Source organism: Bradyrhizobium sp. 22 (assembly GCF_000482425.1).
GTDB classification, from domain to species: Bacteria; Pseudomonadota; Alphaproteobacteria; order Rhizobiales; family Xanthobacteraceae; genus Bradyrhizobium; species Bradyrhizobium japonicum_B.
The window spans coordinates 1989959-2014119 of sequence record NZ_KI519399.1 but is presented as its reverse complement, the minus strand read 5'-3'; the positions used below and the strand labels follow the sequence as shown (position 1 = coordinate 2014119).

General features: G+C 65.5%; 22 protein-coding genes. 13 read left to right on the top strand and 9 right to left on the bottom strand.

The annotated features are described in order from the left end of the window. Nucleotides 1–114: 114 nt before the first annotated feature. The 7 genes from smc to K410_RS0110805 all read left to right on the top strand — a co-directional run bounded on the left by smc (nt 115) and on the right by K410_RS0110805 (nt 8824). Nucleotides 115–3579: a chromosome segregation protein SMC gene (gene smc / locus K410_RS0110835; protein WP_028134865.1), complete on the top strand. Its 3465-nt coding sequence runs from the start codon at nt 115–117 to the stop codon at nt 3577–3579. A gap of 112 nt (nt 3580–3691) precedes the next feature. Then, entirely contained in the window at nt 3692–4669 is a 978-nt protein-coding gene (locus K410_RS0110830) for a small ribosomal subunit Rsm22 family protein (protein WP_028134864.1), read from the top strand. Between the two features lie 140 nt (nt 4670–4809). Then, a complete protein-coding gene (locus K410_RS0110825; RefSeq protein ID WP_028134863.1) occupies nt 4810–5370 on the top strand; it encodes a LemA family protein in 561 nt (186 codons plus the stop codon). 132 nt (nt 5371–5502) lie between these two features. After that, a complete protein-coding gene (locus tag K410_RS0110820; protein WP_028134862.1) occupies nt 5503–6711 on the top strand; it encodes a M48 family metallopeptidase in 1209 nt (402 codons plus the stop codon). A 217-nt stretch (nt 6712–6928) separates the two neighbouring features. Then, nucleotides 6929–7681: a P-loop NTPase family protein gene (locus K410_RS0110815; protein ID WP_028134861.1), complete on the top strand. Its 753-nt coding sequence runs from the start codon at nt 6929–6931 to the stop codon at nt 7679–7681. A 60-nt stretch (nt 7682–7741) separates the two neighbouring features. Further along, nucleotides 7742–8410, top strand: coding sequence for a hypothetical protein (locus K410_RS0110810; RefSeq protein WP_028134860.1), 669 nt, complete (start codon nt 7742–7744; stop codon nt 8408–8410). Between the two features lie 81 nt (nt 8411–8491). Further along, entirely contained in the window at nt 8492–8824 is a 333-nt protein-coding gene (locus K410_RS0110805; protein ID WP_028134859.1) for a GIY-YIG nuclease family protein, read from the top strand. A 13-nt stretch (nt 8825–8837) separates the two neighbouring features. On the opposite strand, the gene K410_RS0110800 is transcribed toward K410_RS0110805, so the two are convergent. The 6 genes from K410_RS0110800 to petA all read right to left on the bottom strand — a co-directional run bounded on the left by K410_RS0110800 (nt 8838) and on the right by petA (nt 16015). Continuing rightward, complete coding sequence (locus K410_RS0110800) at nt 8838–9377, bottom strand: adenine phosphoribosyltransferase (protein ID WP_018323310.1); 540 nt, start codon at nt 9375–9377, stop codon at nt 8838–8840. 9 nt (nt 9378–9386) lie between these two features. Continuing rightward, nucleotides 9387–11552 (bottom strand): anthranilate synthase component I, encoded by a 2166-nt coding sequence (locus K410_RS0110795; RefSeq protein WP_028134858.1) that lies wholly within the window; start codon nt 11550–11552, stop codon nt 9387–9389. 232 nt (nt 11553–11784) lie between these two features. After that, a complete protein-coding gene (locus K410_RS0110790) occupies nt 11785–12402 on the bottom strand; it encodes a hypothetical protein (protein WP_080672151.1) in 618 nt (205 codons plus the stop codon). Nucleotides 12403–12407: 5 nt separating this feature from the next. Continuing rightward, entirely contained in the window at nt 12408–13082 is a 675-nt protein-coding gene (locus K410_RS0110785) for a dienelactone hydrolase family protein (RefSeq protein WP_028134856.1), read from the bottom strand. Between the two features lie 267 nt (nt 13083–13349). Further along, on the bottom strand, nt 13350–15422 hold the full coding sequence (fbcH, locus tag K410_RS0110780; RefSeq protein ID WP_028134855.1) for a cytochrome b/c1: 2073 nt from the start codon (nt 15420–15422) through the stop codon (nt 13350–13352). A 62-nt stretch (nt 15423–15484) separates the two neighbouring features. After that, nucleotides 15485–16015, bottom strand: a complete 531-nt coding sequence (gene petA, locus K410_RS0110775; RefSeq protein WP_028134854.1) for a ubiquinol-cytochrome c reductase iron-sulfur subunit — start codon at nt 16013–16015, stop codon at nt 15485–15487. A 278-nt stretch (nt 16016–16293) separates the two neighbouring features. On the opposite strand from petA, the gene K410_RS0110770 reads away from it, so the two are divergent. The 5 genes from K410_RS0110770 (at nt 16294) to K410_RS0110750 (ending at nt 19541) form a co-directional block, all read left to right on the top strand. Next, nucleotides 16294–16752: a tRNA (cytidine(34)-2'-O)-methyltransferase gene (locus K410_RS0110770; protein ID WP_028134853.1), complete on the top strand. Its 459-nt coding sequence runs from the start codon at nt 16294–16296 to the stop codon at nt 16750–16752. Between the two features lie 18 nt (nt 16753–16770). Then, complete coding sequence (gene queE, locus K410_RS0110765; protein ID WP_028134852.1) at nt 16771–17403, top strand: 7-carboxy-7-deazaguanine synthase; 633 nt, start codon at nt 16771–16773, stop codon at nt 17401–17403. A gap of 19 nt (nt 17404–17422) precedes the next feature. Next, entirely contained in the window at nt 17423–18310 is an 888-nt protein-coding gene (gene hemF / locus K410_RS0110760) for an oxygen-dependent coproporphyrinogen oxidase (RefSeq protein WP_028134851.1), read from the top strand. After that, nucleotides 18301–19047, top strand: a complete 747-nt coding sequence (locus tag K410_RS0110755; protein ID WP_028134850.1) for an HAD family hydrolase — start codon at nt 18301–18303, stop codon at nt 19045–19047. The genes hemF and K410_RS0110755 overlap by 10 nt, the downstream gene beginning before the upstream one ends. Before the next feature lie 290 nt (nt 19048–19337). After that, a complete protein-coding gene (locus tag K410_RS0110750; protein WP_028134849.1) occupies nt 19338–19541 on the top strand; it encodes a DUF2158 domain-containing protein in 204 nt (67 codons plus the stop codon). Nucleotides 19542–19668: 127 nt separating this feature from the next. Here the strand turns inward: K410_RS0110750 and K410_RS0110745 are convergent, their stop codons facing one another. Further along, the gene (locus K410_RS0110745) at nt 19669–20157 is read right to left on the bottom strand and encodes a hypothetical protein (RefSeq protein ID WP_028134848.1); all 489 of its coding nucleotides are present in this window, start codon (nt 20155–20157) and stop codon (nt 19669–19671) included. Between the two features lie 700 nt (nt 20158–20857). On the opposite strand from K410_RS0110745, the gene K410_RS0110740 reads away from it, so the two are divergent. After that, nucleotides 20858–21961: an acyltransferase family protein gene (locus K410_RS0110740; RefSeq protein ID WP_028134847.1), complete on the top strand. Its 1104-nt coding sequence runs from the start codon at nt 20858–20860 to the stop codon at nt 21959–21961. Nucleotides 21962–22123: 162 nt separating this feature from the next. On the opposite strand, the gene K410_RS0110735 is transcribed toward K410_RS0110740, so the two are convergent. Continuing rightward, nucleotides 22124–22894, bottom strand: coding sequence for a sulfite exporter TauE/SafE family protein (locus K410_RS0110735; protein ID WP_028134846.1), 771 nt, complete (start codon nt 22892–22894; stop codon nt 22124–22126). Further along, a complete protein-coding gene (locus K410_RS0110730) occupies nt 22891–24159 on the bottom strand; it encodes a CCA tRNA nucleotidyltransferase (RefSeq protein ID WP_028134845.1) in 1269 nt (422 codons plus the stop codon). The genes K410_RS0110735 and K410_RS0110730 overlap by 4 nt, the downstream gene beginning before the upstream one ends. Between the last annotated feature and the right edge of the window lie 2 nt (nt 24160–24161).

Genomic DNA, 24161 nt, shown 5'->3' with positions numbered 1-24161 from the left:
GGCCATTGTCCAGCCGCATGAGGCGCCTCGCGCGACTCGCCCGGATAGCGACATTGCCTTTCATGGTATTGTCCCGGCAGGGGGATTCGCGCCTGCCAACAGAGATGCGTGCTTATGAAAATCACCCGCCTGCGCCTTCACGGCTTCAAGTCCTTCGTTGAGCCCACGGACTTCGTCATCGAGCCCGGCCTGACCGGCGTGGTCGGCCCCAACGGCTGCGGCAAGTCGAATCTCGTCGAGGCGCTGCGCTGGGCGATGGGCGAGACCTCCTACAAGAGCTTGCGCGCCGCCGACATGGACGCGGTGATCTTCGCTGGCTCCGGCAACCGTCCCGCGCGCAACCACGCCGAAGTGACGATGACGATCGACAATGCCGATCGCACCGCGCCCGCGGCGATGAACGACAGCCAGCTGCTCGAAATCTCCCGCCGCATCGAGCGCGAGGCCGGCTCGGTCTATCGCATCAACGGCCGCGACGTGCGCGCCCGTGACGTGCAGATCCTGTTCGCCGATGCCGCCACTGGCGCGCGCTCGCCCGCCCTGGTCCACCAGGGCAAGATCGGCGAGATCATCCAGGCCAAGCCCGAGCAGCGCCGCCGCGTGCTGGAAGACGCCGCCGGCGTCGCCGGCCTGCATGCCCGCCGTCACGAAGCCGAGCTGCGGCTGAAGGCGGCCGAAACCAACCTTACCCGCGTCGAGGACGTGATCGGCCAGCTCGCAGGGCAGATGGAAGGCCTGAAGAAGCAGGCCCGCCAGGCAGTGCGCTACCGCGAGGTCGCGGCCAAGGTCCGCAAGGCCGAAGCCACGCTGTACCATCTGCGCTGGATCGGCGCTCATGCCGACGTCAACGAGTCCGGCCAGACTCACGACCTCGCCGTCCGCGAGATGGCCGAGCGCACCCAGCACCAGGCCGAGGCCGCCCGCATCCAGGCGATCCGCGCCGCGGAGATGCCTGCCCTGCGCGATGCAGAAGCGCGCGCTGCGGCCGGGCTGCAGCGCCTCACCAATGCCCGCGAGCTGCTCGACCGCGAGGAAGAGCGGGCCAAGGAGCGCGTCGCCGAACTCGAGCGCCGCCTCGCCCAGTTCGAGGGCGACATCTCGCGTGCCCAGCAGCAGACCCTGGATGCCGACGTCGCGCTGCAGCGGCTCGACACCGAAGACGCCGAGCTGAAGGAAGAGATCAAGTCGCGGGTCGAGAAGCGCTCCGGCGTCGACGAGCGTGTCGCCGAGGCCGAGGCGGTGCTGACCGAGACCGAGCAGCAATTCGCCGAGCTCACCACTGCGCTCGCCGACCTCACCGCCAAGCGCAACCAGCTCGAAGCCAACGTCCGCACCCACCGCGACAAGCTCGCCCGGCTCGACCAGGAGATCGCGAACGTCGCGGCGGAAGAGCAGAAGCTCACCGAAGCGACCGGCGGCTTCGGCGATCTCGACCAGCTGACCGCGCTGGTCGAGACTGCGGAAGAGACGCTGGCGGCGTCCGAAGCTGCGGCACAGGCCAGCGAAGCAGCCCACGTCGCGGCCCGCCAGACCCTGGAATCCTCGCGCTCGCCGCTGGTCGAAGCAGACAAGCGCGTGCAACGGCTCGAGACCGAGGCGCGCACGATCTCCAAGATCGTCAACGGCGAGACCAAGAATCTGTGGCCGCCGATCATCGACGGCATCACCGTCGACAAGGGCTTTGAGAAGGCGATCGGCGCCGCGCTCGGCGACGATCTCGACGCCCCGATCGATCCGTCGGCCCCGATGCGCTGGACCAATGTCGGCCACACCGAAGGCGATCCTGCGCTGCCCGAAGGCGTCGTGCCGCTCGCCAATCACGTGCAGGCGCCAGCCGAGCTGGCGCGCCGCCTCGCCCAGATCGGCGTGGTGCCGCGCGAACGCGGCGCCGAGCTGGTCTCGCAGCTCAAGACCGGCCAGCGGCTGGTCTCGCCAGAAGGCGATGTCTGGCGCTGGGACGGTTTCGTCGCCGCGGCGCACGCCCCGACCGGCGCCGCCCGCCGCCTCGCCGAGCGCGCCCGCCTCGTCGACATCGAGAACGAGCTGGAGCAAGCCCGCATCGACGCCCAGATCAAGCGTCAGGCGCTGGAGAACGCCGAGTCCGAGCTGCAGATGGCGGCGAGCACCGAAGGCGCCAGCCGCGAAGCCTGGCGCGCCGCGCAGCGCGAGCTCAACGTGGCGCGCGAGCGTCATGCCAATGCCGAGCGCGAGATCAGCCGCCATGCCGCGCGCAAGGCGACGCTGTCGGAAGCGCACAGCCGCCTCGCCGCCGACCGCGCCGAGGCCGAGGCTGCCTACGAATACGCTCAGGCCGGCATCGGCGAGCTGCCGTCGAGCGAGGACACCGAGACGCGTCTTGCCGCCGTCCGCAGCGACATCGAAGGCCATCGCCGCATGGCCGCCCAAGTCCGCGCCGAGGCGCAGGCGCTGGCGCGCGAAGCCGAGCTGGCCGACCGCCGCGTGCAGGCGATCCTCGCCGAGCGCACCGAGTGGCAGAACCGCAAGGAGAGCGCGGCCTCCCATATCGACACCATCCAGGCCCGCATCGCCGAGCTTACGATCGAGCGCAGCGAGCTTGAGAACGCGCCGGCCGTGTTCGCCGAGAAGCGCAGCGCGCTGATCACCGAGATCGAGTACGCGGAAAACGACCGCCGCATGGCCGCCGACGCGCTCGCCACCGCGGAAAGCGCGATGGCGGAGACCGACCGCGTTGCGAAGCTGACGCTGGAGGCTCTCTCCAGCGCCCGCGAGGCCACCGCCCGCGCCGAGGAGCGCATGGACGGCGCCCGCCGCCGGCTGGAAGACGTCGAGCGCGAGATCCGCGACATGCTCGAGGTCGAGCCGCAGGCCGTCGCAGGCCTCGCCGAGATCGAGCCCGGCGCCGAGCTGCCGCCGCTGCACGACATCGAGGAAGAGCTCGAAAAGATGCGCCGCGACCGCGAGCGTCTCGGTGCGGTCAACCTGCGCGCCGAGGAGGAGCTGCGCGAGGTCGAGACCCAGCACACCGGCCTTGTCACCGAGCGCGACGACCTCGTCGAAGCCATCAAGCGGCTGCGCCAGGGCATCCAGAGCCTCAACAAGGAGGCGCGCGAGCGGCTGTTGACCTCGTTTGAGGTCGTCAACAACCACTTCAAGCGGCTGTTCGTCGAGCTGTTCGGCGGCGGCGAGGCCGCGCTGCACCTGATCGAGAGCGACGACCCGCTGGAAGCCGGTCTCGAAATCATCGCCAAGCCGCCGGGCAAGAAGCCCCAGACGCTGTCGCTGCTGTCGGGCGGCGAGCAGGCGCTGACGGCGATGGCGCTGATCTTCGCGGTGTTCCTGACCAACCCCTCGCCGATCTGCGTGCTGGACGAAGTCGACGCGCCGCTCGACGACCACAACGTCGAACGCTACTGCAACCTGCTGCACGAGATGACCGGCTCGACCGACACGCGCTTCATCATCATCACGCACAACCCGATCACGATGGCGCGGATGAACCGCCTGTTCGGCGTCACCATGGCCGAGCGCGGCGTGTCGCAGCTGGTGTCGGTCAGCCTTTCCGAGGCCGTGGACATTCTCGACCAGAACGTGGCGTGACGTCTGTGGCGTCATTCCGGGGCTCGCGCAGCGAGAACCCGGAATCTCGCGCAACAATCTCGAGCTCCCGGGTTCGCGGCTTCGTCGCGCCCCGGGATGACGGTGGGCAAACATGATCGCCCCCACCATTCCCGCCGAGCTGAAAGCGGCCCTCGACGGCAAGCTCCACGGTTTCTCCCGCACCGACGCGGCCCAGCGCTCGCAAAAAATCTCGACCGCCTATCGTGCCGGCGGCGGCTCCGGCACGATCAAGTCCGAGGCTGATGCCCTCGCCTACGCGCTGGCGCGGATGCCGGCGACCTATGCGGCGGTGGCCGCGAGCCTGAATGCGCTCAGCGAGATCGCGCCCGACTTCGCCCCGGAAACGCTGCTCGACGTCGGCGCGGGCCCGGGCACCGCGAGCTGGGCCGCCGCGGAGGCGTTTCCGTCGCTGCAGGATTTCACGCTGCTCGACGCCAACGCCACGCTGAGCCGGCTCGCGCTCGAACTGGCGCGCGGCAGCTCGCGTCTCGCAGAGTGCCGCCATCTGCCCGGCGACGCCGGCGGCAACCTCGCCGAGGTCTCGCAAGCCGATCTCGTCATTGCCAGCTACATCATCGGCGAACTCGGCGAAGCTGATCAGCGCAAGCTCGCGGAGGCGATGTGGGCGAAAGCGCGCCAGGCGCTGGTCGTGATCGAGCCCGGCACGCCGGCCGGCTACGGCCGCATCCTCGCGCTGCGCCAGCAGCTGATCGCGGCTGGCGCTTACGTCGCCGCGCCCTGCCCGCACGAACGGCCCTGCCCGCTCATCGCGCCGGACTGGTGCCATTTCTCCCAGCGCCTGCCGCGCTCGCAAGCGCACCGGCAGATCAAGGGCGCCGAGGTGCCGTTCGAGGACGAGCGCTTCATCTACGTCGCCTTGACCCGCACAGCGCCCGCAAGCCGCGCCGCGCGCGTGCTGGCGCCGCCGGACGTCGTCAAGGCCGAGATCACGGCCAAGCTCTGCACAGAAGACGGCGTTGAGCTTGCGAAGGTACCTCGGCGCGACAAGGCGGCCTATGCAGCGGCCCGGCGCTGGCGCTGGGGCGATGCCGTCATCGCCGAAAGTTGACCTCGTTCCTCGCTTTGCCTTGAACTTGGGCGGCTCCCCGTTCGACCAAGTCCTACCTCCCTTCCGCGTCGGGCTCTCATCCTGCACCGATTTGGTCTATCCTAGCGCCCGCCCGCTTTCTTTCCCTTCAGGAGTCTTCCATGTCGACCGGCTGGATCGTTCTCGGCGTCATCGTCGTCCTCGCGCTGTTCGCCTTCAGCGCGTATAACCGCCTGGTGGCGCTGAGCCAGCGCGTCGGCCAGGCCTTTGCCGATATCGACGTGCAGCTCAAGCAGCGCCACGACCTCGTTCCGAACCTGGTCGAGACCGTGAAGGGCTATGCCACGCATGAGCGCGGCACGCTCGACGATGTCATCAAGGCGCGCAATTCGGCGATGTCCGCGCAGGGGCCGGCGCAGGTGTCCGCGGCCGAGAACCAGCTGTCCGGGGCGCTCGGCCGGCTGATCGCGCTGTCGGAGGCTTATCCGGACCTCAAGGCCAACGCCAATTTCCAGCAGCTCGCATCCGAGCTCTCCGACCTCGAGAACAAGATCGCGGCGAGCCGCCGCTTCTTCAACAGCGCGGTCCAGGAATACAATACCGGCATCCAGCAACTGCCGGCTGCGCTGTTCGCCGGCATGTTCGGCTTCACCCGGAAGGACTTCTTCGATCTCGGCGCCACTCGCACTGAGGTCGAGGCGGCGCCGCAGGTGAAGTTCTGACGTTATCTCACCTTCGTCATTCCGGGGCGCGTCGCAGACGCGAACCCGGAATCTCGATCGAGCGACAAAGCTCGGGATTCCGGGTTCGATGCTATCGCATCGCCCCGGAATGACAGGGAAGCGGAAGCATTCATGGCCGCGTACGGTCTCTACACGCACATCGCCTCGAACAAGTCTCGTTCGATGCTGCTGCTCGCCGGCTTGTTCCTGCTGGTCTACGTACTGGTCTTTGCCGGCGCACTCGTCGCCGAGGTTTTCATCGACAGCAACCGGACCGTCGCCTTCTACCTGAGCCACGCCTTCGAGGATCTGAAAGTCGCAGCGCCTGTTGCAACCGTCGTGGCGGCGGTCTGGATCGTGATCGCCTATTTCTTCCACCAGTCGATGATCGACGCGGTGACCGGCGGCCACGGCGTCACCCGGCAGGAGGAGCCGCGGCTCTACAACCTGCTCGAGAATCTCTGCATCTCGCGCGGCATCACCATGCCGAAGCTGAAGATCATGGAGAGCCCGGCGCTGAACGCGTTCGCGACCGGCCTCAATCCCAGGCAATATTCCATCACCGTCACCACGGGTCTCCTCGATGCGCTCGATGACAAGGAGATCGAGGCGGTGCTGGGCCACGAGCTGACCCATATCAGGAACGGCGACGTCCAGCTGATGGTTGTCGCCGTCATCATCGCCGGCGTAGTCGGCTTCTTCGGCGAGATGTTCTTCCGCCTGTTCACGAATTTCAACTGGAGCTCCGGCGGCTCGTCGGGCTCCTCATCGTCCTCGCGCTCGTCCTCGTCGTCGAGCGACAGCAAGAACTCCGGCGGCGGCGCGGTGATCGTGATCATCATCGCGATCGTGCTGATCGTGTTGGCCTGGCTGCTGTCTCAGGTGGTGAAGCTCGCGCTGTCGCGGTCGCGCGAATATCTCGCCGACGCCGGCTCCGTCGAGCTGACGAAAGATCCCGATGCGATGATCTCGGCGCTGCGCAAGATCGAGAATCGCGGCGAGCTGCCCGGTGCGACCTCGGCCGTGATGGAGCTCTGCGTCGACAATCCCCGCGAGGGCTTTGCCGATCTGTTCGCAACCCACCCCTCGGTGCAGTCCAGGGTCGACGCACTGGTCAAGTTTGCCGGCGGCCATGATCCGGGCCCGCTGCCGCCGACCGAGGTAACGGACGAGCTGGAAGCGCCAGCCGATCCGCAGGACGCCCCACCGCCGCTCAGTCATGGCCCCTGGAACGATGTCGACAGCCAAGCTGCTCCGCCGCCGGTGCCTGCGTCCGGCACCTCCGGAACCGCAAACAATCCCCCGCTGGGCAATCCTATGGGTCCTTGGGGCCGTCATTAAGCATGCGTTGCGCCGCCCATGCGCGGCAGTTTCGCCGCGATTGGGAAAAACTTCAGGAATTGCCGTATCGACCTGCCGAGGAATTGAATTCTCCCTTGTTTCTGCCATGTTCGCGCCCAACAGCAGACTCGGGACATCCTTGGGACATTCCTTGGGACATCGATTTGGGGCCCGGCCGATTGCGACCTCGCGATCGGGGGCGCGTTAGGGGACAGCAATGGCAAAGCCGGCAGTGGTTGTGGTGGGCGCGGACAAGGGCGGGGTCGGCAAGACCACGGTGTCGCGCACCTTGCTCGATTATTTCTCAGCCAACAACGTACCGACCCGCGCCTTCGACACGGAATCGCCGCGCGGAACCCTGAAGCGCTTCCACCCTGACATCACCGAGATCGTCGACATGACGACGACGTCGGATCAGATGAAGATCTTCGACACCCTCAATGCGACCAGCCCGTCGGTGACCGTGATCGACGTCCGCGCCGGCCTGCTCTCGCCGGCGCTCGCCTCGCTGCGCGACATCGGCTTCCTCGACGCCGCCAAGGCGGGCCAGATCACCTTTGCCGTGTTCCACATCCTGGGACCCTCGATCGCCTCGCTGGACGAGATCGCCGAGACCGCGGGCTTCATGACCGGTGCAAAATATTTCCTGGTGAAGAACTTCATCAACGACACCCAGTTCTTCCAGTGGGACCAGGCGACCTACAATTCCTACTTCCACCGCATCAAGGACGCCACCGAGCTGACCATCCCCAAGCTCAACGAAATGGCCTATGAGCAGGTCGAGGTGTCCTCCGTTCCGTTCCTGAAATTCGTCGCCAACAAGGGCATCAACGACGAGGCGGCGAACTATTCCTTCGTGCTGCGCGGCTATGTCCGGCACTGGCTGGCCAACGTCTGGAGCGAGTTCGACCGCATCCGCCTGACCGACATCGTCGGTTCGAAGCCCGTCACCCGCAACAGCGAAAAATAGTTGCGCAAGCCGGGCTGATACGGCTGGATTGGTCGTCAAGTTCGACCGATATGGCTGTCGATGTCCGCAACGCCCGTCTACATCATTTGCTCGCCCCGCCCGCAGGTCGGCAAGACCCTGCTGGCGCGGCTTTTGAGCGAATTCCTGCTGCTCAAGAACGGCAACGTCGCGGCCTTCGACGTCAATCTGAAGGAGCCGTCGCTGCTCGACTACCTGCCGGAGGTCACCGAGACCGCCGACGTGATCGACACCTACGGCAAGATGCAGCTGATGGACCGCGTCATCGTCGACGACGGGCTTGCCAAGGTGATCGACCTCGGCTTCCACGCCTTCGACGAGTTCTTCAAGATGACCGACGAGATCGGCCTGTTGAAGGAGGCGGCACGCCGCCACGTCGCGCCCCAGATCCTGTTCGTCGCCGACACCGACCGCGTCTCGGCGCGCGCCCACGAGATGCTGCGCGCGCAGATCCCGCGCATGAACCTGATCACGGTCGACAACGAATATGTGGTGCGCGGCGAGCTGCCGGCCGCGATGGAAGGCGGCCGGCTGCTCCGCCTGCCCGCGCTGCCCGGCTTCCTCAAGACCTATGTCGACCGGCTGAACTTCTCCTTCACCCGCTATCTGCGCCAGGAGAAGGACTCCTCCACCGAGCTGCATCAATGGACCCGGCGCAATTACCTCGCCTTCCGCGAGCTCGAGCTCAGCCTGATCCTGCAACGGTCCTAAATTTCACCCGGGTAATATTGACACAGGCCATGCGGGACCGCTACAGGAGTGCAGCAACGTCGTCACCCCAGAGGCCCGCCCGTGAGCATCGACCGGAAAGCAGCGATCACCGCCTATAAGGAGCGCAAGACCATTGCGGGCATCTACGTCGTGCGCTGCGCAGCGTCGGGGCAGGCCTGGGTCGGCCAGGCGCCGAACCTGGAGACGATCCAGAACCGCATCTGGTTCTCACTGCGCCAGGGCAGCCACACCTGCCGCGGCCTCCAGGCCGCCTGGACCACGTATGGCGAGGCCGGCCTGACCTTTGCCGAATGCGAGCGGCTGGAGGACGAGGAGAGCGCCTATGTCAGGAACGCGCTGCTGAAGGAGCGCCTGCTGCATTGGCGGGCCGAGCTGAAAGCCGAGCCGATCTGACCGCGGCAGCGCCTCAATGCCCCTCGAACGTCATCAGCGTGCGCACCGGCACGTCCATGGCGCGCAGCTTGGCGGCGCCGCCGAGCTCGGGCAGGTCGATGATGAAGCAGGCGGCGACGACGTTGGCGCCGATCTGACGCAGCAGCTTCACCGCGCCCTCTGCGGTGCCGCCGGTGGCGATGAGATCGTCGACCAGGATGACGCGCTCGCCGGGTTGGATCGCGTCGACATGCATCTCCATCTCGTCGATGCCGTATTCGAGCGAATAAGCGATGCGCACGGTGGTGTGCGGCAGCTTGCCCTTCTTGCGGATCGGCACGAAGCCGGCGGAGAGCTGGTGCGCCACCGCGCCGCCGATGATGAAGCCCCTCGCCTCCATGCCGGCGACCTTGTCGATCTTGTTGCCGGCCCAGGGATTGACGAGCTCGTCGACCGCGCGGCGGAAGGCGCGCGCGTCCGCGAGCAGGGTCGTGATGTCGCGGAACATGATCCCCGGCTTGGGATAGTCGGGAATGGTGCGGACGCTCGCCTTGATGTCGTGGTCAAAGGTCATTGGTGCCTCTCAATCGACACGCGCATCCAGCCGGAACGCGTTTTCAACAATACGTAGTCCCACCTCATTGCCGAGCGACATCAGCGATTCCGGGTGGAATTGCACGCCGGCGACCGGCAGGGTCTTGTGCTCCAGCGCCATGGCGACACCGTCCTCCGTGCTGGCGGTGACGGACAGTACTTCCGGCATGGTGTCGCGTTCGACATAGAGCGAGTGATAGCGGCCGATGACGATCTCGTTCGGCAGATTGCGCATCAGGCGCCCGCCGCGCACCTGCACCCGCGAGGGCCGGCCGTGCGCGGGATGGGTGAGCTGGCCGAGCTCGCCGCCGAAATATTCGCCGATGGCCTGCACGCCGAGGCAGACGCCGAACACCGGCAGCTTCTTCTCCAGCGCCGCATCGATCGTCTTGTTGATCGCGAAATCTTCCGGCCTGCCGGGTCCCGGCGACAGCACCAGCAAATCCCAGGTCTTCTGCTTGAGCATGTCGAGCGCGTGCACGTGGCGGACCACGGTGACGTCGGCGCCGACCTGGCGGAAATAATCGGCGAGCATGTGCACGAAGCTGTCGTCGTGGTCGATCAGCAGCACCCGCTTACCCGAGCCGGTCGCATCGGGCGCGAAAGTCGACAGCGGCTTCGGCGGATCGCCGCGCAGCGCCTGGAACAGCGCGGCGGCCTTGACCTGGCATTCGCGGTCTTCGGCGGCGGGATCGGAATCGAACAGGCAGGTGGCGCCGACGCGCACTTCGGCAAGGCCATCCTTCATGCGGATGGTGCGGATGGTGAGGCCGGTGTTGATGCTGCCGTCGAAATTTACCGCGCCGATTGCACCGGCATACCAGCGCCGCGGCGAGCGCTCGTGATCCTCGACGAACTGCATCGCCCACAGCTTCGGCGCGCCCGTGACGGTGACGGCCCAGGCATGGGTGAGGAAAGCATCGAGCGCGTCGAAGCCGGGGCGCAGCATGCCCTCGACATGATCGACGGTGTGGAACAGCTTCGAGTAGGTCTCGATCTGGCGGCGCGCCAGCACCTTGATGGTGCCGGGGACGCAGACGCGCGCCTTGTCGTTGCGGTCGACGTCGGTGCACATGTTGAGCTCGAACTCGTCCTTTTCCGAGTTCAGCAATTGGCGGATCTGCTCGGCATCGCCGATCGCATCGCTGCCGCGCGCGATCGTGCCCGAGATCGGGCAGGTCTCGACGCGCCGTCCGTCCGAGCGCACGAACATTTCCGGCGAGGCGGAGACGAGAAACTCGCCCTCTCCCAGATTCATCAGCGCGCCGTAGGGAGAGGGATTGATGACGCAGAGGCGCTGGAAGACTTCGGCCGGCGAGCGGTCGCAGGGCTCGGCGAACAATTGTCCCGGCACCGCCTCGAACAGATCACCGCGCGCGAACGCCGCGCGCGCGGTCTCGACCGTGGCCTGATATTCGCCGGGCGCATGGTCGGCAAAGCCCTGGCGCGGCGTCTTCAGGTACGGGCTCTCCGTGGTCTCGCGCGGCAGGCCCGCAGTGGACTTGCCCTTCCAGGCGAAATCGTAGGAGAGCACGACGCCGCGGCCGGTGGCGCGGTCATAGGCCAGCAGGCGATCGGGAACGTAGAGCACGATGTCGCGCTGGTCCTGCTCGCGCGGGCGCTTCTGCACGAGATCCTCGATCTGGAAGACGAGGTCGTAGGCGAAGGCGCCGAACAGGCCGAGCAGTCCGTCATCATTGGCGGAGAAGGCCGCGACGAGGTCGCGCACCAGCGACATCACGCTGGCGCGCCGCGTGCGCTGATCCTCCTCGACCGGCGCGTCGCCGCGGACGATGTGGCCTGCGAGGCGCACGGGCGTCTTCTCGGAGATCACCACGCAGGGCTCGCGCAGGACGTCGCCGAGGAAGGCGATCAGCACCTCGCCTCGCGGGTTGAGCGCTTCGAGCTTGAAGTCGAAGCCCGTTGTCTCGAGCTTGAGCGGCGGATCGGAGAAGCCGAGGTCAAAACTCTCGTAGCGGCCGGGAACGGTCGTGCCCGAGGACAGCACCACGCCGCGGCGGCGGTCGAGCAGGTTGATCAGGTCGTCGAGCCGGCTGGCGCCTCCGGTAAACTGCTCTGCCACGCGCGTGATCGCAAGACCTGCGCGGGTCGCATAGTCGCTTCTGGCCGGGAGGGCAAAGACGGTCCTGTTCATGTCGTCCTCTTACGAAACTTGCCGAGGGAACGCCACACAGGACAAACGAGAAGGCCGCCGCGCTGTGCAGGCGACCTCAGACGATTTGGGAAAGAAAAATCGCACCGGCCACCTCGTCAGGAGGTGCGCCACCAAAGACGGGCTGGGCGGACGGCGGTGCTCATGGGGCGATACTCACCATGGCGCGGGGACGGCGTCAAGGGCCGCCCCATCTGCGAGGGTCGGCTTCGGGCTATTGCTCGAGAGGGTCAGGCTCCCAGCCGAACCTGCTCTTCTTCCGATCCCATTTGAGCACGGAATAACCGTCGCATTCCATGCATTCCCAAAGGACGAGCTTGCCGCGCTTGTCCTTCGAAAGAGCCGCGAACTGGCGGTTGGTACGTATGGCGTCGACAAAGCGCACCTTAGGCTTCTCGCCATCCGGCTGATCGAGGATCAGCATGAACCTGCCCTTCGGGCCGGCACACTCCTGAAACACACCGACCACGGCGATCTGCCTCGTGGCGGCGCCGTCGAAGCGCCCCTCGACGGCAAAGGACATGCCGGCGTCCTTGATCACATCAGCGCCGTTCTCGACCAGCAGCTCCTTGGGAATCAGGTCCTTGCGGAATTCGGTCGCCTTGCACCAGCTCTTGCGGATCTGGTTCGCAGGGATGCCGCGAACCTCGGTCGTGAACGGGTGGAATTCCGCGATGACCCACCAGGCCTCTGTCTTGAGGTTGCCGTTCAGCGTGACGAAGGCCTGCTCTGCCGCCGCTTGGGCCGTCGTCAACGCGACGATGCCGGCAATGGCGGCCACGGCCCCAACGATCAGGCCGCGCCCGCGGCGGGTGAGAGACGACGTCGCCATACGTCTCACCCCAGATGCTTGCGGAAAAACTCCGTCGCCCTGCCCCAAGCGAGCTCGGCGGCCTCGCGGTCGTGCACGGCCTGACGCTGCTCGTTGACGAAGGCATGCTCGGCGTCATAGCGAAACAGCTCGAGCGACCTGCCGGCGGTCTTCATCGCCTTTTCGAAGCCGTTGACCAGCTCCGGCGTGCACCAATCGTCCTTGTTGGCGAAATGGGCCTGGAGCGGAATCTTGACGTCGGCGGGCTTGGCGGCCTGCTCCGGCGGGATGCCGTAGAACACGACACCGGCCGCGAGCTCCGGAATCCTGGTCGCGCCGATGATGGTCACGGCGCCGCCGAGGCAGAAGCCGGTCAGGCCGACCTTGGCGCCGTTGCGCGACAGATATTGCGCGGCGCCGCGCACCGTCTGCGTGGTGGCGTCCATGAAGTCGAGCGAGTTCATCTCCTTGTTGGCGCTGTCGGTGTCGTGATACGGCACCACCTTGCCCTTGTAGAGATCGGGCGCCAGCGCATCGAAGCCGGCCAGTGCAAAGCGGTCGCACAGGCCTTTGATCTGATCCGACAATCCCCACCATTCCTGGATCACGACCACGCCCGGCGCGTTGCCGCGCGCGGCATTGGCGAGATAGCCCGAGGCGTCCTTGCCGTCCGGCCGCTTGAAGGTGATGGCGGTTCCCATGGTGTCCTCCGGTGAGTTTCTGAGGGAGCGGTTGACGGTATTTTGGCGGGTGAGCGCAGAGGACGCAATCACCGCGCAAACAAACTCTCGTGCCCCGGATGCTGCGCAGCGCGCCGCCCCTTGCGGCGTGATGCGCTGCTGTTCCTGGAGCCCAGTCGGAAGCATCCTGAATCCCGGCTCGCGCTTCGCGCGTCCGGGACACGAGAGCAACAAAAAAGCCCCCTTGCGGGGGCTTTCTCATGTCTTGTCTCGTCAGGCGGCGCGGCCTCAGTGCGAGTCGGCCCAGACCTTCTTCTTGGTGAAGTACATCAGGCCCGCGAACAGGATCAGGAACACGAAGACCTGGAAGCCGAGGCGCTTGCGCGCTTCCATGTGCGGCTCGGCGGTCCACATCAGGAACGTGGTGACGTCCTTGGCGTACTGCGCAACCGTCGTCGGCGATCCGTCGTCATAGGTCACCTGGCCGTCGCTGAGCGGCTTCGGCATCTTGATGGCGTGGCCCGGGAAGTACTTGTTGTAGTAGGACCCCTCCGGGATGGTCACGCCCTCAGGCGCCTTGTCCTCATAGCCCTGGAGCACCGCGGTGACATAGTCAGGCCCCTGCTCCTGGTACTGGGTGAAGACGTCGAAAATGAACCAGGGGAAGCCGCGCTTGTAAGAGCGCGCCTTGGTGATCAGGGACAGGTCGGGCGGCGCCGCGCCACCGTTCGCCGCACGCGCAGCCTGCTCGTTCGGGAATGGCGAGGGGAAATAGTCCGCCGGCCGGCCCGCCCGCTCGAACATGTCACCCGCATCGTTCGGACCGTCCTTGACCTTGTACTCGGCTGCAAACGCCGACGCCTGCGCCACCGAATAGCCGGGCCCGCCGGGCTCGGCGAGATTGCGGAAGGCGACGTAAGACAGGCCGTGGCAGCTGGCGCAGACCTCCTTGTAGACCTTCAGGCCGCGCTGCAGGGCGCCGCGATCGAACGTACCGAAAGGCCCAGCGAAGGACCATTTGTTACCCGGAGGCTTGTCGCCGCCTTCGGACGCTTTCGCGCTGTCGATCGAGCCCGCGAACAACGAGCCGGCGAGCGCCAGCACGATCGCGGTCGACACCATCGGTGTCGATCGGCTGCCGGTCTTGGCCAGCACCGCATCCGAGATCGAGTTCGGCACCGGCCGCGGCTTCTCGATCCGCGAGAGCAGCGGCAGCACGATCAGGAAGTAGGCGAAGTAGCAGAAAGTCAGGATCCGGCCGGCAATGACATAGATGCCCTCCGGCGGCTGCGCGCCGAGATAGCCGAGCAGGATGCAGACAACGACGAAGATCCAGAAGAACTGCTTGGCCAGCGGACGATACTTCGACGACTTCGTCTTCGCGGCGTCCAGCCAGGGCAGGAAGCACAGGATGATGATCGCCCCGAACATCGCAACGACACCCGCGAGCTTGTCCGGAATCGAGCGCAGGATCGCGTAGAACGGCAGGTAATACCATTCCGGCACGATGTGCGGCGGCGTCACGCCCGGGTTCGCCGGAATGTAGTTGTCGGCATCGCCGAGATAGTTCGGCATGTAGAAGATGAACCAGGCGTAGAGCAGCAGGAAGCAGGCGACGCCGAACATGTCCTTGATGGTGGCATGCGGCGTGAACGGCACCGTGTCCTTTTCCGTCTTCGGCTCGACGCCATCAGGATTGTTCTGGCCGGCGACGTGCAGCGCCCAGACGTGCAGCACGACGACGCCCGCGATCACGAACGGCAGCAGATAGTGCAGCGAGAAGAAGCGGTTCAGCGTCGGGTTGCCGACCGCATAGCCGCCCCACAGCAGCGTCACGATGCTCTCGCCGACATAGGGAATGGCGGAGAACAGGTTGGTGATGACGGTGGCGCCCCAGAAGCTCATCTGGCCCCAGGGCAGCACGTAGCCCATGAAGCCCGTGGCCATCATCAAGAGGTAGATGATGACGCCGAGGATCCACAACACCTCGCGCGGCTCCTTGTACGACCCGTAATAGAGGCCGCGGAACATGTGGACGTAGACGGCGACGAAGAACATCGAGGCGCCGACAGCGTGCATGTTGCGCAGCAGCCAGCCGTAGTTCACGTCGCGGACGATCAGCTCGACCGACTTGAAGGCGAGATCGGCATTCGGCGTGTAATGCATCGCCAGGATCACGCCGGTCAGGATCTGCATCCCCAGCATGAAGGAGAGGATGGCGCCGAAGGTCCACCAATAGTTCAGGTTACGCGGGGTGGGATAGGCGACGAACGAGGAGTGCATGAGGCCGAAGATCGGCAGGCGCCGCTCGATCCATTGCAGGGCCGGATTGCTCGGCTGGTAGTCGGATGGTCCGCTCATGATGCGATCCTGAGGAAATAATACGACGAGACGGCGCGAAGCTTCGGACGAAGGTCCAAAGCTCAGCCGATCTGGATTTTGGTGTCGGAAACGAACTGGTACGGCGGCACTGGCAGGTTCGAGGGCGCAGGGCCCTGGCGGATGCGGCCGGACGTATCGTACACCGAACCATGGCAGGGGCAGAAGAACCCGTCGTAGCTGCCTTCATGAGCGATCGGGATGCAGCCGAGATGGGTGCAGATGCCGATCACGACCAGCCACTGATCGTGACCGGACTTGACCCGAGCCTCGTCGGTCTGCGGATCGGGCAGGCTCGCCACGTTGACGGCGCGCGCCTCCTCGATCTGCTTCTTGGTGCGGTGGCTGATGTAGATCGGCTTGCCGCGCCAGAACACCTTGATGTCCTGGCCCTCGGCGATCGGGCTGAGATCGACCTCGATCGGCGCACCGGCGGCGATGGTCGAGGCGTCAGGATTCATCTGCGAGATGAAGGGCCAGAGCGCGGCCGCGCCCCCTACTGCTGCAGCTGCCCCGGTTGCAACGAATAAGAAATCACGGCGTGTCGGATGGTCCGCCGAAGACGCTGTCGTCACGATTCCAACCCTTTCTTCTTGTGCAACCGGTGGAACCGCTCCAGAGGGCGCCCATGAGGTCCCCGGAAAGGCTGCCGGCGCCCGCGGCCCCCCGCGGCGGCAGAACTTCGCTTATTCGCCTCTAAACAGGCGAAACAGCAGTCCAGAATCGTTCTATTGGCACCCTTGCCGGGCGAGCGCAAGCCCGCTATCGGCGCGGGGGCGTGCCATGCACGAATTCCCGGGCAGGCGATGTTTTATTGAGACATTCCCGTCCCGCAACCAGCCCGCCATTCCCGATGCAGATAGCGCTTTTCCAACCTGACATCCCCCAGAACACCGGTACGATTCTCAGGCTCTGCGCCTGCCTCGGGCTGGACGCCCATATCATCGAACCGGCGGGGTTCCCGGTCTCCGACCGCGCGTTCCGCCGGGCGGGAATGGACTACCTCAGCCATGTCAGCATCGTCAGGCACGATTCCTGGCTGAAGTTCGAGGACTGGCGCGCCGTCCACGGCCACCGCCTGCTGCTGTTCACCACCAAGGCCGCCACCGACTATCGCGATTTCCGTTACCAGACGTCGGACATCCTGCTATTCGGGCGCGAGAGCGCCGGAGTGACCGAGGCGGTGGTCGAGGCCGCGGACGCGCGGCTGGTAATCCCGATCCGGGCCGGGCTGCGGTCGCTCAATGTCGCCATGAGCGCGGCGATGGCCGCCGGCGAGGCGCTACGGCAGGTCCGGACCCCGCAAGTCTGAAGGCCAAAGGAGAGACGATTGAGTTACGCGGTCAAGGAAATCTTCCTGACCCTGCAAGGCGAAGGCGCCCATGCCGGACGCGCCTCCGTGTTCTGCCGCTTTGCCGGCTGCAACCTCTGGAGCGGGCGCGAGGCGGACCGCGTTGAGGCCACCTGCAAGTTCTGCGACACGGATTTCGTCGGGACCGACGGCACACTCGGCGGCCGCTACGGCTCGGCTGCCGAGCTCGCCGACACCATCGCCGCGCAATGGCGCGCCGCCGAAGCCGACCGCTACGTGGTGCTGACCGGCGGCGAGCCGCTGCTCCAGGTCGACGCCGCGCTGATCGAGGCGCTCCACGCCCGTGGCTTCGAGATCGGCGTCGAGACCAACGGCACGATCGAAGCGCCCGATGGCCTCGACTGGATCTGCGTCAGCCCCAAGGGCGGCAGCGAGCTGGTGCTTCGTCAGGGCCACGAGCTGAAACTGGTCTACCCGCAGGCCCTCGCCGCGCCAGACACGTTCGAGCACCTCGCCTTCGAGCGCTTCTCGCTGCAGCCGATGGACGGACCCGAGGTGATCGAGAACACCGCGCGCGCGATCGACTATTGCCTGCGTCACCCGCAATGGCGGCTCAGCGTGCAGACGCATAAATCGCTCGGCATCAGATAGGACGCGACCGGGAATGCAGATGGACAATTCGACGATCGAGGGCCGCAAGGCCCGCACCCGCACCTGGTTCGAGGCCTTGCGCGACGACATCTGCGCGAGCTTCGAGCGGCTCGAGGACGATGCCCCGCAAGACCTCTATCCGGGCGAAGCCGGCCGATTCAAGCGCACGCCCTGGCAGCGCGCCGACCATACCGGCGCGCCCGGCGGCGGCGGGGTGATGTCGATGATGCATGGCCGGCTGTTCGAGAAGGTCGGCGTGCACTGCTCGACCGTGCACGGCGAGTTCGCCCCTGAATTTCGCGCCCAGATTCCCGGCGCCGCGGACGACCCGAAGTTCTGGGCCTCCGGCATCTCGCTGATTGCGCATATGCGCAACCCGAACGTGCCAGCCGTGCACATGAACACGCGCTTCGTCGTCACCACGAAGGCCTGGTTCGGCGGCGGCGCCGATCTCACCCCGGTGCTCGACCGCCGGCGCACGCAGGACGATGCCGACACCATCGCCTTCCACGCCGCGATGAAGGAGGCCTGCGCGCAGAACAGCGGCGTTGCCGATTACGACAAGTACAAGACATGGTGCGACGAGTACTTCTACCTGCCGCACCGCAAGGAGCCGCGCGGCATCGGCGGCATCTTCTACGACTGGCACGACAGCGGCGACTGGGACGCCGACCTCGCCTTCACCAAGGACGTCGGCCGCGCTTTCCTGAAGATCTACCCCGAGATCGTCAGGCGCAATTTCGCCAGAGCCTGGACCGCCGCCGACCGCGAGGAGCAGTTGATCCGGCGCGGCCGCTATGTCGAGTTCAACCTGCTCTATGATCGCGGCACCATCTTCGGGCTCAAGACCGGCGGCAATGTCGAGTCGATCCTGTCGTCGATGCCGCCGGAGGTGAAATGGCCGTGACCGTTTCGAAGCCGCTGCCCCGCGCCATGCTGATCGACATGGACGACACCATCCTGTCGGCCTATGGCCGGCCCGAGATCGCCTGGAACACGATCGCGAACGAATTCGCCGAGGAGCTTGCGCCGCTGCCGCCGCCACAGGTCGCGACCGCGGTGCTCGCCTATGCCAGGCAGTTCTGGTCGACCGCGGAGCCGATCTGGCGGATGAAGCTCGGGGAGGCGCGGCGGCTCACGGTGCGCGGCGGCTTCGCCGCGCTCGCCGCCGACGGCCATCGCGCCCTCTCGGACGATCTCGCCGATCGCCTCGCCGACCGCTTCACCACCTACCGCGAGGAAGCGATCTTCGTCTTCCCCGGTGCGCATGATGCGATCGACGCGTTCAGGGCACGCGGCGTCAAGCTCGCGCTGGTCACCAACGGCGCCGCCGACATGCAGCGCGCCAAGGTCGAGCGGTTCGAGCTGGCGCATCGCTTCGACCACATCCAGATCGAGGGCGAGCACGGTTTCGGCAAGCCCGAGGAGCGCGCCTATCTGCACGCGATGGAGGCGCTCGGCGTCACGCCTGCGGAGACCTGGATGATCGGCGACAATCTGGAATGGGAAGTCGTAACGCCGCAGCGCCTCGGTATCTACTCGATCTGGATCGACGTGCACGGCGACGGCCTGCCCGAGGGCTCGACCGTCAAGCCCGACCGCATCATCCGCTCGCTGACCGAGCTGGTGCCGGATCGGCCCTGAGCAGGCCGCCAGACAAAAAATCGAAAAACAACCCCATGCACAGTAGACGGTCCCTGCAAAATCAAGGACTTACGGATTTTGCGAAACGCCTTTGATGCGTCAGTCAATAAAGGGGCATGACGTCGCACGATGAAGAGGCGGATGCTCAGAAGCTCAGTGCGGCAGCAGGATCTTGTGCACCACGCCGGACCCACCGCCGGATTCTATCGGCACGACCGGCCTGCGTGATCGGCCCGTCATGACCGCCTGCTAGCTTCCCTTCCGGGTCAATCACGCGAAAGGAACACTCCATGGACTTGAAAGCCGGCGATGTGGTGATGCTGAAATCCGGCGGCCAGCCGCTGACGGTTGCGGAGGTGAAGGAGGACGACGTGCTCTGCCTCTGGATGGGCATGGAAGGCGACCTGTTCCGCGAGACGCTGCCAATGGCCGTGCTGGTGCAGGTGGAAGAGGACGATGAGGAGGATGAAGACGAGGAAGAGGGCGAAGAGTAGGCGCGCTCAAGACCGCATCCCGGTCAGGCCGGCCTGCTACGCGTTCGATATCCGCTGATCTGCCAGTCGCGGGGCAGCAGCGGACATGGCTGGATGTCGCAGAAAGGCCAATAGCCGACCCGCAGCATCATAGGTTTTTCACCAAGCGCCGGTGGAGCGTTGCGGCGTTGGGCTGCCTGGCGGCCCACTCCAGGTTACGTTCGCCATCGATCTTCACCCAAGACGTCCGAGTCGGCGCATCGTCGCCAGTGAGCGAGTTGAACGTACATGATGCCCTTTCTCGCATGATGGCGCCGACGGAATCCTGGGCCTGGTAGTCGATGAGCGCCACATACTGAACCGGCGGGTGGCGCGCTGATTGCATCATGAATCTTCTGGTTGACTCGGGTACGGCCCGTTCCGGCTCGGCGAAAAATTCGTCCCACGCGATCGTTCTTCTGGAGTCTTCCAGGTCGATCCGTTGATAGGTGGAAGGATCCGCCAGCCGCTCTTGAATGGCCTTTTCGCAGGTCTGCACAAATTGGGACGTGAACGGCGGATAGCTACGCACGTAAGCATTACCGAGACCAGCGACACCGAGGACTACGAATGCTGCAATGGCGAGCTTGATTTTCATCTCTGAACAGCACTCCAAGGGGTTGGGACACCTGCGAAACCGTCGCTCAAGGAAAACCACAGACTCATACGGCCTCGGGCTAGCAAGCAGCAACGAACGGACTACCGTAGCCCGATTAAGACTAAGCGTGCATTAACCGGCGCGCACAACCTTTCATTCTGGAGTGTGGTACTGCCGCTGGCGCGTCCGACGACGAGTTGTCCGATTTGTTCTGGTCAGAACGTCCGGTTTGGGCGTCGATGATGCCGATTCGCGACTCAGGTCCGCTCGACCCAGGGCAGCCGTTGAGCCGATGCTGGCCGCCGAGATCACGCGAACGGTCTTGCGACCGGCGCAAGCTTTAATCCGCACGAGGAGCTGCAACTGATGCTCCCGGGCAACCAAGCGGTTCACGCATCCCTACGGCCACATTCGGCAACGTGAGGACCACGAAGGCGCCCGATGCGAACTCGCGTCCATGCTTCCGGCCCCATTCAACGATCACCAGTTCCACTAAAGCTTTGCTAACCAAACAATTCTTCCAAGAGAAATCACCTATGGAACAACCGCTCCTTATGAAACTGGAAATGATTGCCCCTCTAGGTTGATTCCGGATGAAATCGCAACGCCATCAAGAAGCAGGAATGCCTAGCGTTGCAGAAGTTTCGAGCAGCTAGTCGGCTTATCTGATCGATTTAGACCGAGCATCGTTCGTGATCTCATGAAATCCAGCAATGGCCTATATTTTTCTCGCCTCGATCACATCAGAGCTCTGGCGGCCTACCTCGTTTTCGTGTGGCACTTCACCCATCTGACTAATCAATTCCCGGTGCCGTTCTCCGCCGTGCCGCCATTCCCGTTCGCGCTGCTGGATGAGGGGCACGTCGGCGTTGGGCTCTTCATGACGCTGAGTGGCTACCTGTTCGCCAAGCTGGTGAACGGGCAGGCGATCAACTATCCCGCGTTTCTCTGGAGTCGCGCCGTAAGATTGGTACCCTTGCTCGCCGCGTCTCTTGCCGCTTGGTATCTTCTTGGCAAGCTTCACATTGGGCCTCCAATTGACTTCAGTCAGATCTGGCGCGGAGTCTTGTTGCCGACGTTGCCGAACGGAGCCTGGTCGATCACGATCGAGTTTCAGTTCTACCTGCTGTTCCCGTACCTGCTCGCGCTCAGCAACCGCTTTGGTCTCCATGCGCTGCTCATCGGCATCTGTCTCAGCCTCTGCCTGCGTGCGCTCCTCTGGCTAAGATACGGAGAGGTCCAGCTCGTGGCGTATTGGACCATCGTCGGGGCGATCGACCAGTTTCTGATGGGCATGTTCTTCGCGACGGCTGGCCTTGGCGCAAAGGCACGTCGCGTCGTGGCCTTCACGTGTGGGCTGCTGTTCCTGATGTTCTGGCAAGTCTTCGACGCCGAGGGCGGCTTCTTCTACCTCGATGGGGCCTATCCCTCTCCCTCGGCATTATGGATAGTCATTCCGTCGATCCAGGCCGTCGCCTTTGGCAGTTTCATCGCCTGGTACGACAATTCAGGGATTAGCTTTCCCCCGAAGCTTGATCTCTGCCTCCGGAAAATCGGAGAGTGGTCATATTCGATCTATCTCCTGCATTTCTTCCTGCGCGAGGTCTTAATATTCCTTATCAAAGACCGTGCTGGCCAAGACGCCAACTTTTGGTGGGCGCTCCCAGCTGCGACCGTGCTTTTCGCGGCATTCGCACCCGTGGCGGGGCTGTCATACGAATTCTTCGAGAAGCCGCTTCTCCGACTGCGGACGGCCTACATCGTACGATCCAAAAAGGGTTCGGCGGCACTGCATACGCATTGAAATCCGATCCGCGATCTCGGGCTCGATGATCTGAGATCCGTTCGCGTCGTAAGCTGCCGCAGACCGTTGAGCCGGCGCCTTCCGGTTGGCTCAGCAGCCGACGTTCACGAGAACGAGCCAGGATCGCGGGCGCGTTGCGCATGCCCAATCGGGCCCACCCATCTACGCGACCAGTTGCCTCGCCGCCGCCGAGATCATCACCAGCCCGCCGGTGATGACAGCGACATCGAGGATCGCGGCGTGGATGTGCAACGGCATCCGCTCGACGAAGGCCTTTGCCAGGAAGGCGCCGGGAACCGCGATCACGCCGATCAGGAGCGCGAAGGCGAGCACCTGCGCGGTGACGGCGCCGGCGAGGCCGAACACGGAGATCTTGATCAGGCCGGTGCCGAGCGAGATCATCGCATCGGTCGCGATCACGGCGGCGCCCTCCAGGCCCGCGGCCATCAGGAGCGAGAGAAGGATCACGCCGGAGCCGGAGGTGCCGCCGACCAGGACGCCGTAGCCGACCGAGCCGGCGGCAAGACCGCTGTCGCCGATCCTCACCGCGCGGCGGCGAAGCACGCGACGCAACGGCACGCTCAGGATCAACATGGTGCCGATCACGAGTGCCGCGCCGGCATTGGTGAGCCGCGTGTAGCCGTAGGCCCCGAGTGCGGTCGTCAGCGCGGCACAGGCGAGGACGATCAGCGCGCGGCGGCTGTCGACGTAGCGCAGGTAAGCGACCGCGCGGCTGCAATTGGTGAAGATGGCGGAGATCGCGATGATCGGCACCACGGGCTCGGCGCCGACCAGCGGCACCAGCACCAGCGGCATCAGGGCGCCGGTGCCGTAGCCGGCAAGGCCGCCGATGATCGAAGCGAACAACGCCATCGTTGCTACCAGCAGCAGCTGGAAGATCGAGATGTCGGCGAAGCCTGAGACGATCGTCACGTTCTCTCGTCGCGGCTGACGCGGGCCGCAGCTTGATCGGCGATGGCAGCGAGTGCGGCTTGCTCTAGGGGAAAATCCGCCGCGAGCCAAGCGTCCTCGGCGAGCGTCAACACGTGTCCGAGCGCGGGTCCTTCAGGCAGCCCGCGGGCGATGAAGTCGGCGGCCTTCAGTGGAAATTTCGGCGCCGTCCAGCGCTGCGGCAGCTCGGCGAGCGCACGCCAGCGCGTCGAGGCGACATCGCCGCCGCTCCGCGCCCAGCCCAGCAACACGCGATCGTGATAGCGCTCAGGCCCGAGCCGATAGAGCAGCCGCCGCGCATTGGCCTCGTCCTTGGTGGCGAGGCGCCACCAGCGGTGTCCCATCGAATCCAGCGCCTTGGTCTCGGCATTGGACAGCCGCAAGCGCGCGGCGACGCGCTTGGCATCCTCGGTCACGGCGACGGTCAGCGCGGCGAGGCGCCGCGTGCTGCCGGCGGCAAGGCCGAGCTCGCGCTCGACCGCGATCATCGTCGCCAGCGGTCCGGTGTAGACGATGCCGCCGACCAGCGTCTGCACGAGGCCGCCCTCGGCCATGGCCAGCGCGGCCGCGGCTGCGCCCGACGCCACCAGGAGCTTCAGCATCTCCATCCGCACCCGCTCGGCCGAGAGGCTGGCAAGGCCGGCGCGGCCGCGGATGCAGGCGAGATAGCCGTCGCGGTCGGGATCACCCGCGCCGAAAGCGGCGTGGATGCGGAAGAAGCGCAGGATGCGCAGATAGTCCTCGGCGATGCGCTGGTCGGGATCGCCGATGAAGCGGACGCGGCGCGCTTTGGCATCCGCGATGCCGCCGACGTAATCGTAGACGACGCCCTTTGCGTCGGCCGACAGGCCGTTCATGGTGAAGTCGCGCCGCTCGGCGTCCTTCACCCAGTCGCGGCCGAACGCGACCTTGGCCTTGCGGCCGAAGGTTTCGGTGTCCTCGCGCAACGTCGTGACTTCATAGGGGTGGCTGTCGATCACCAACGTGACGGTGCCGTGATCGATGCCGGTCGGCACGCCCTTGATGCCGGCGGCCTTGGCGCGTCGCATCACCTCCTCCGGCCGCGCCGTGGTCGCGATGTCGATATCGCCGGGCTTGAGGCCGAGGAGCGCGTTGCGCACCGCGCCGCCGACCACCCGCGCCTCCTCGCCGTCGGCATTGAGCAATTGCAGGACGCGCGCGGTCCCGCCCGAGATCAGCCAGGGCGCATCGGCAAGGACCGGCGCGAGTAACGGCTCGGCGCTCATCG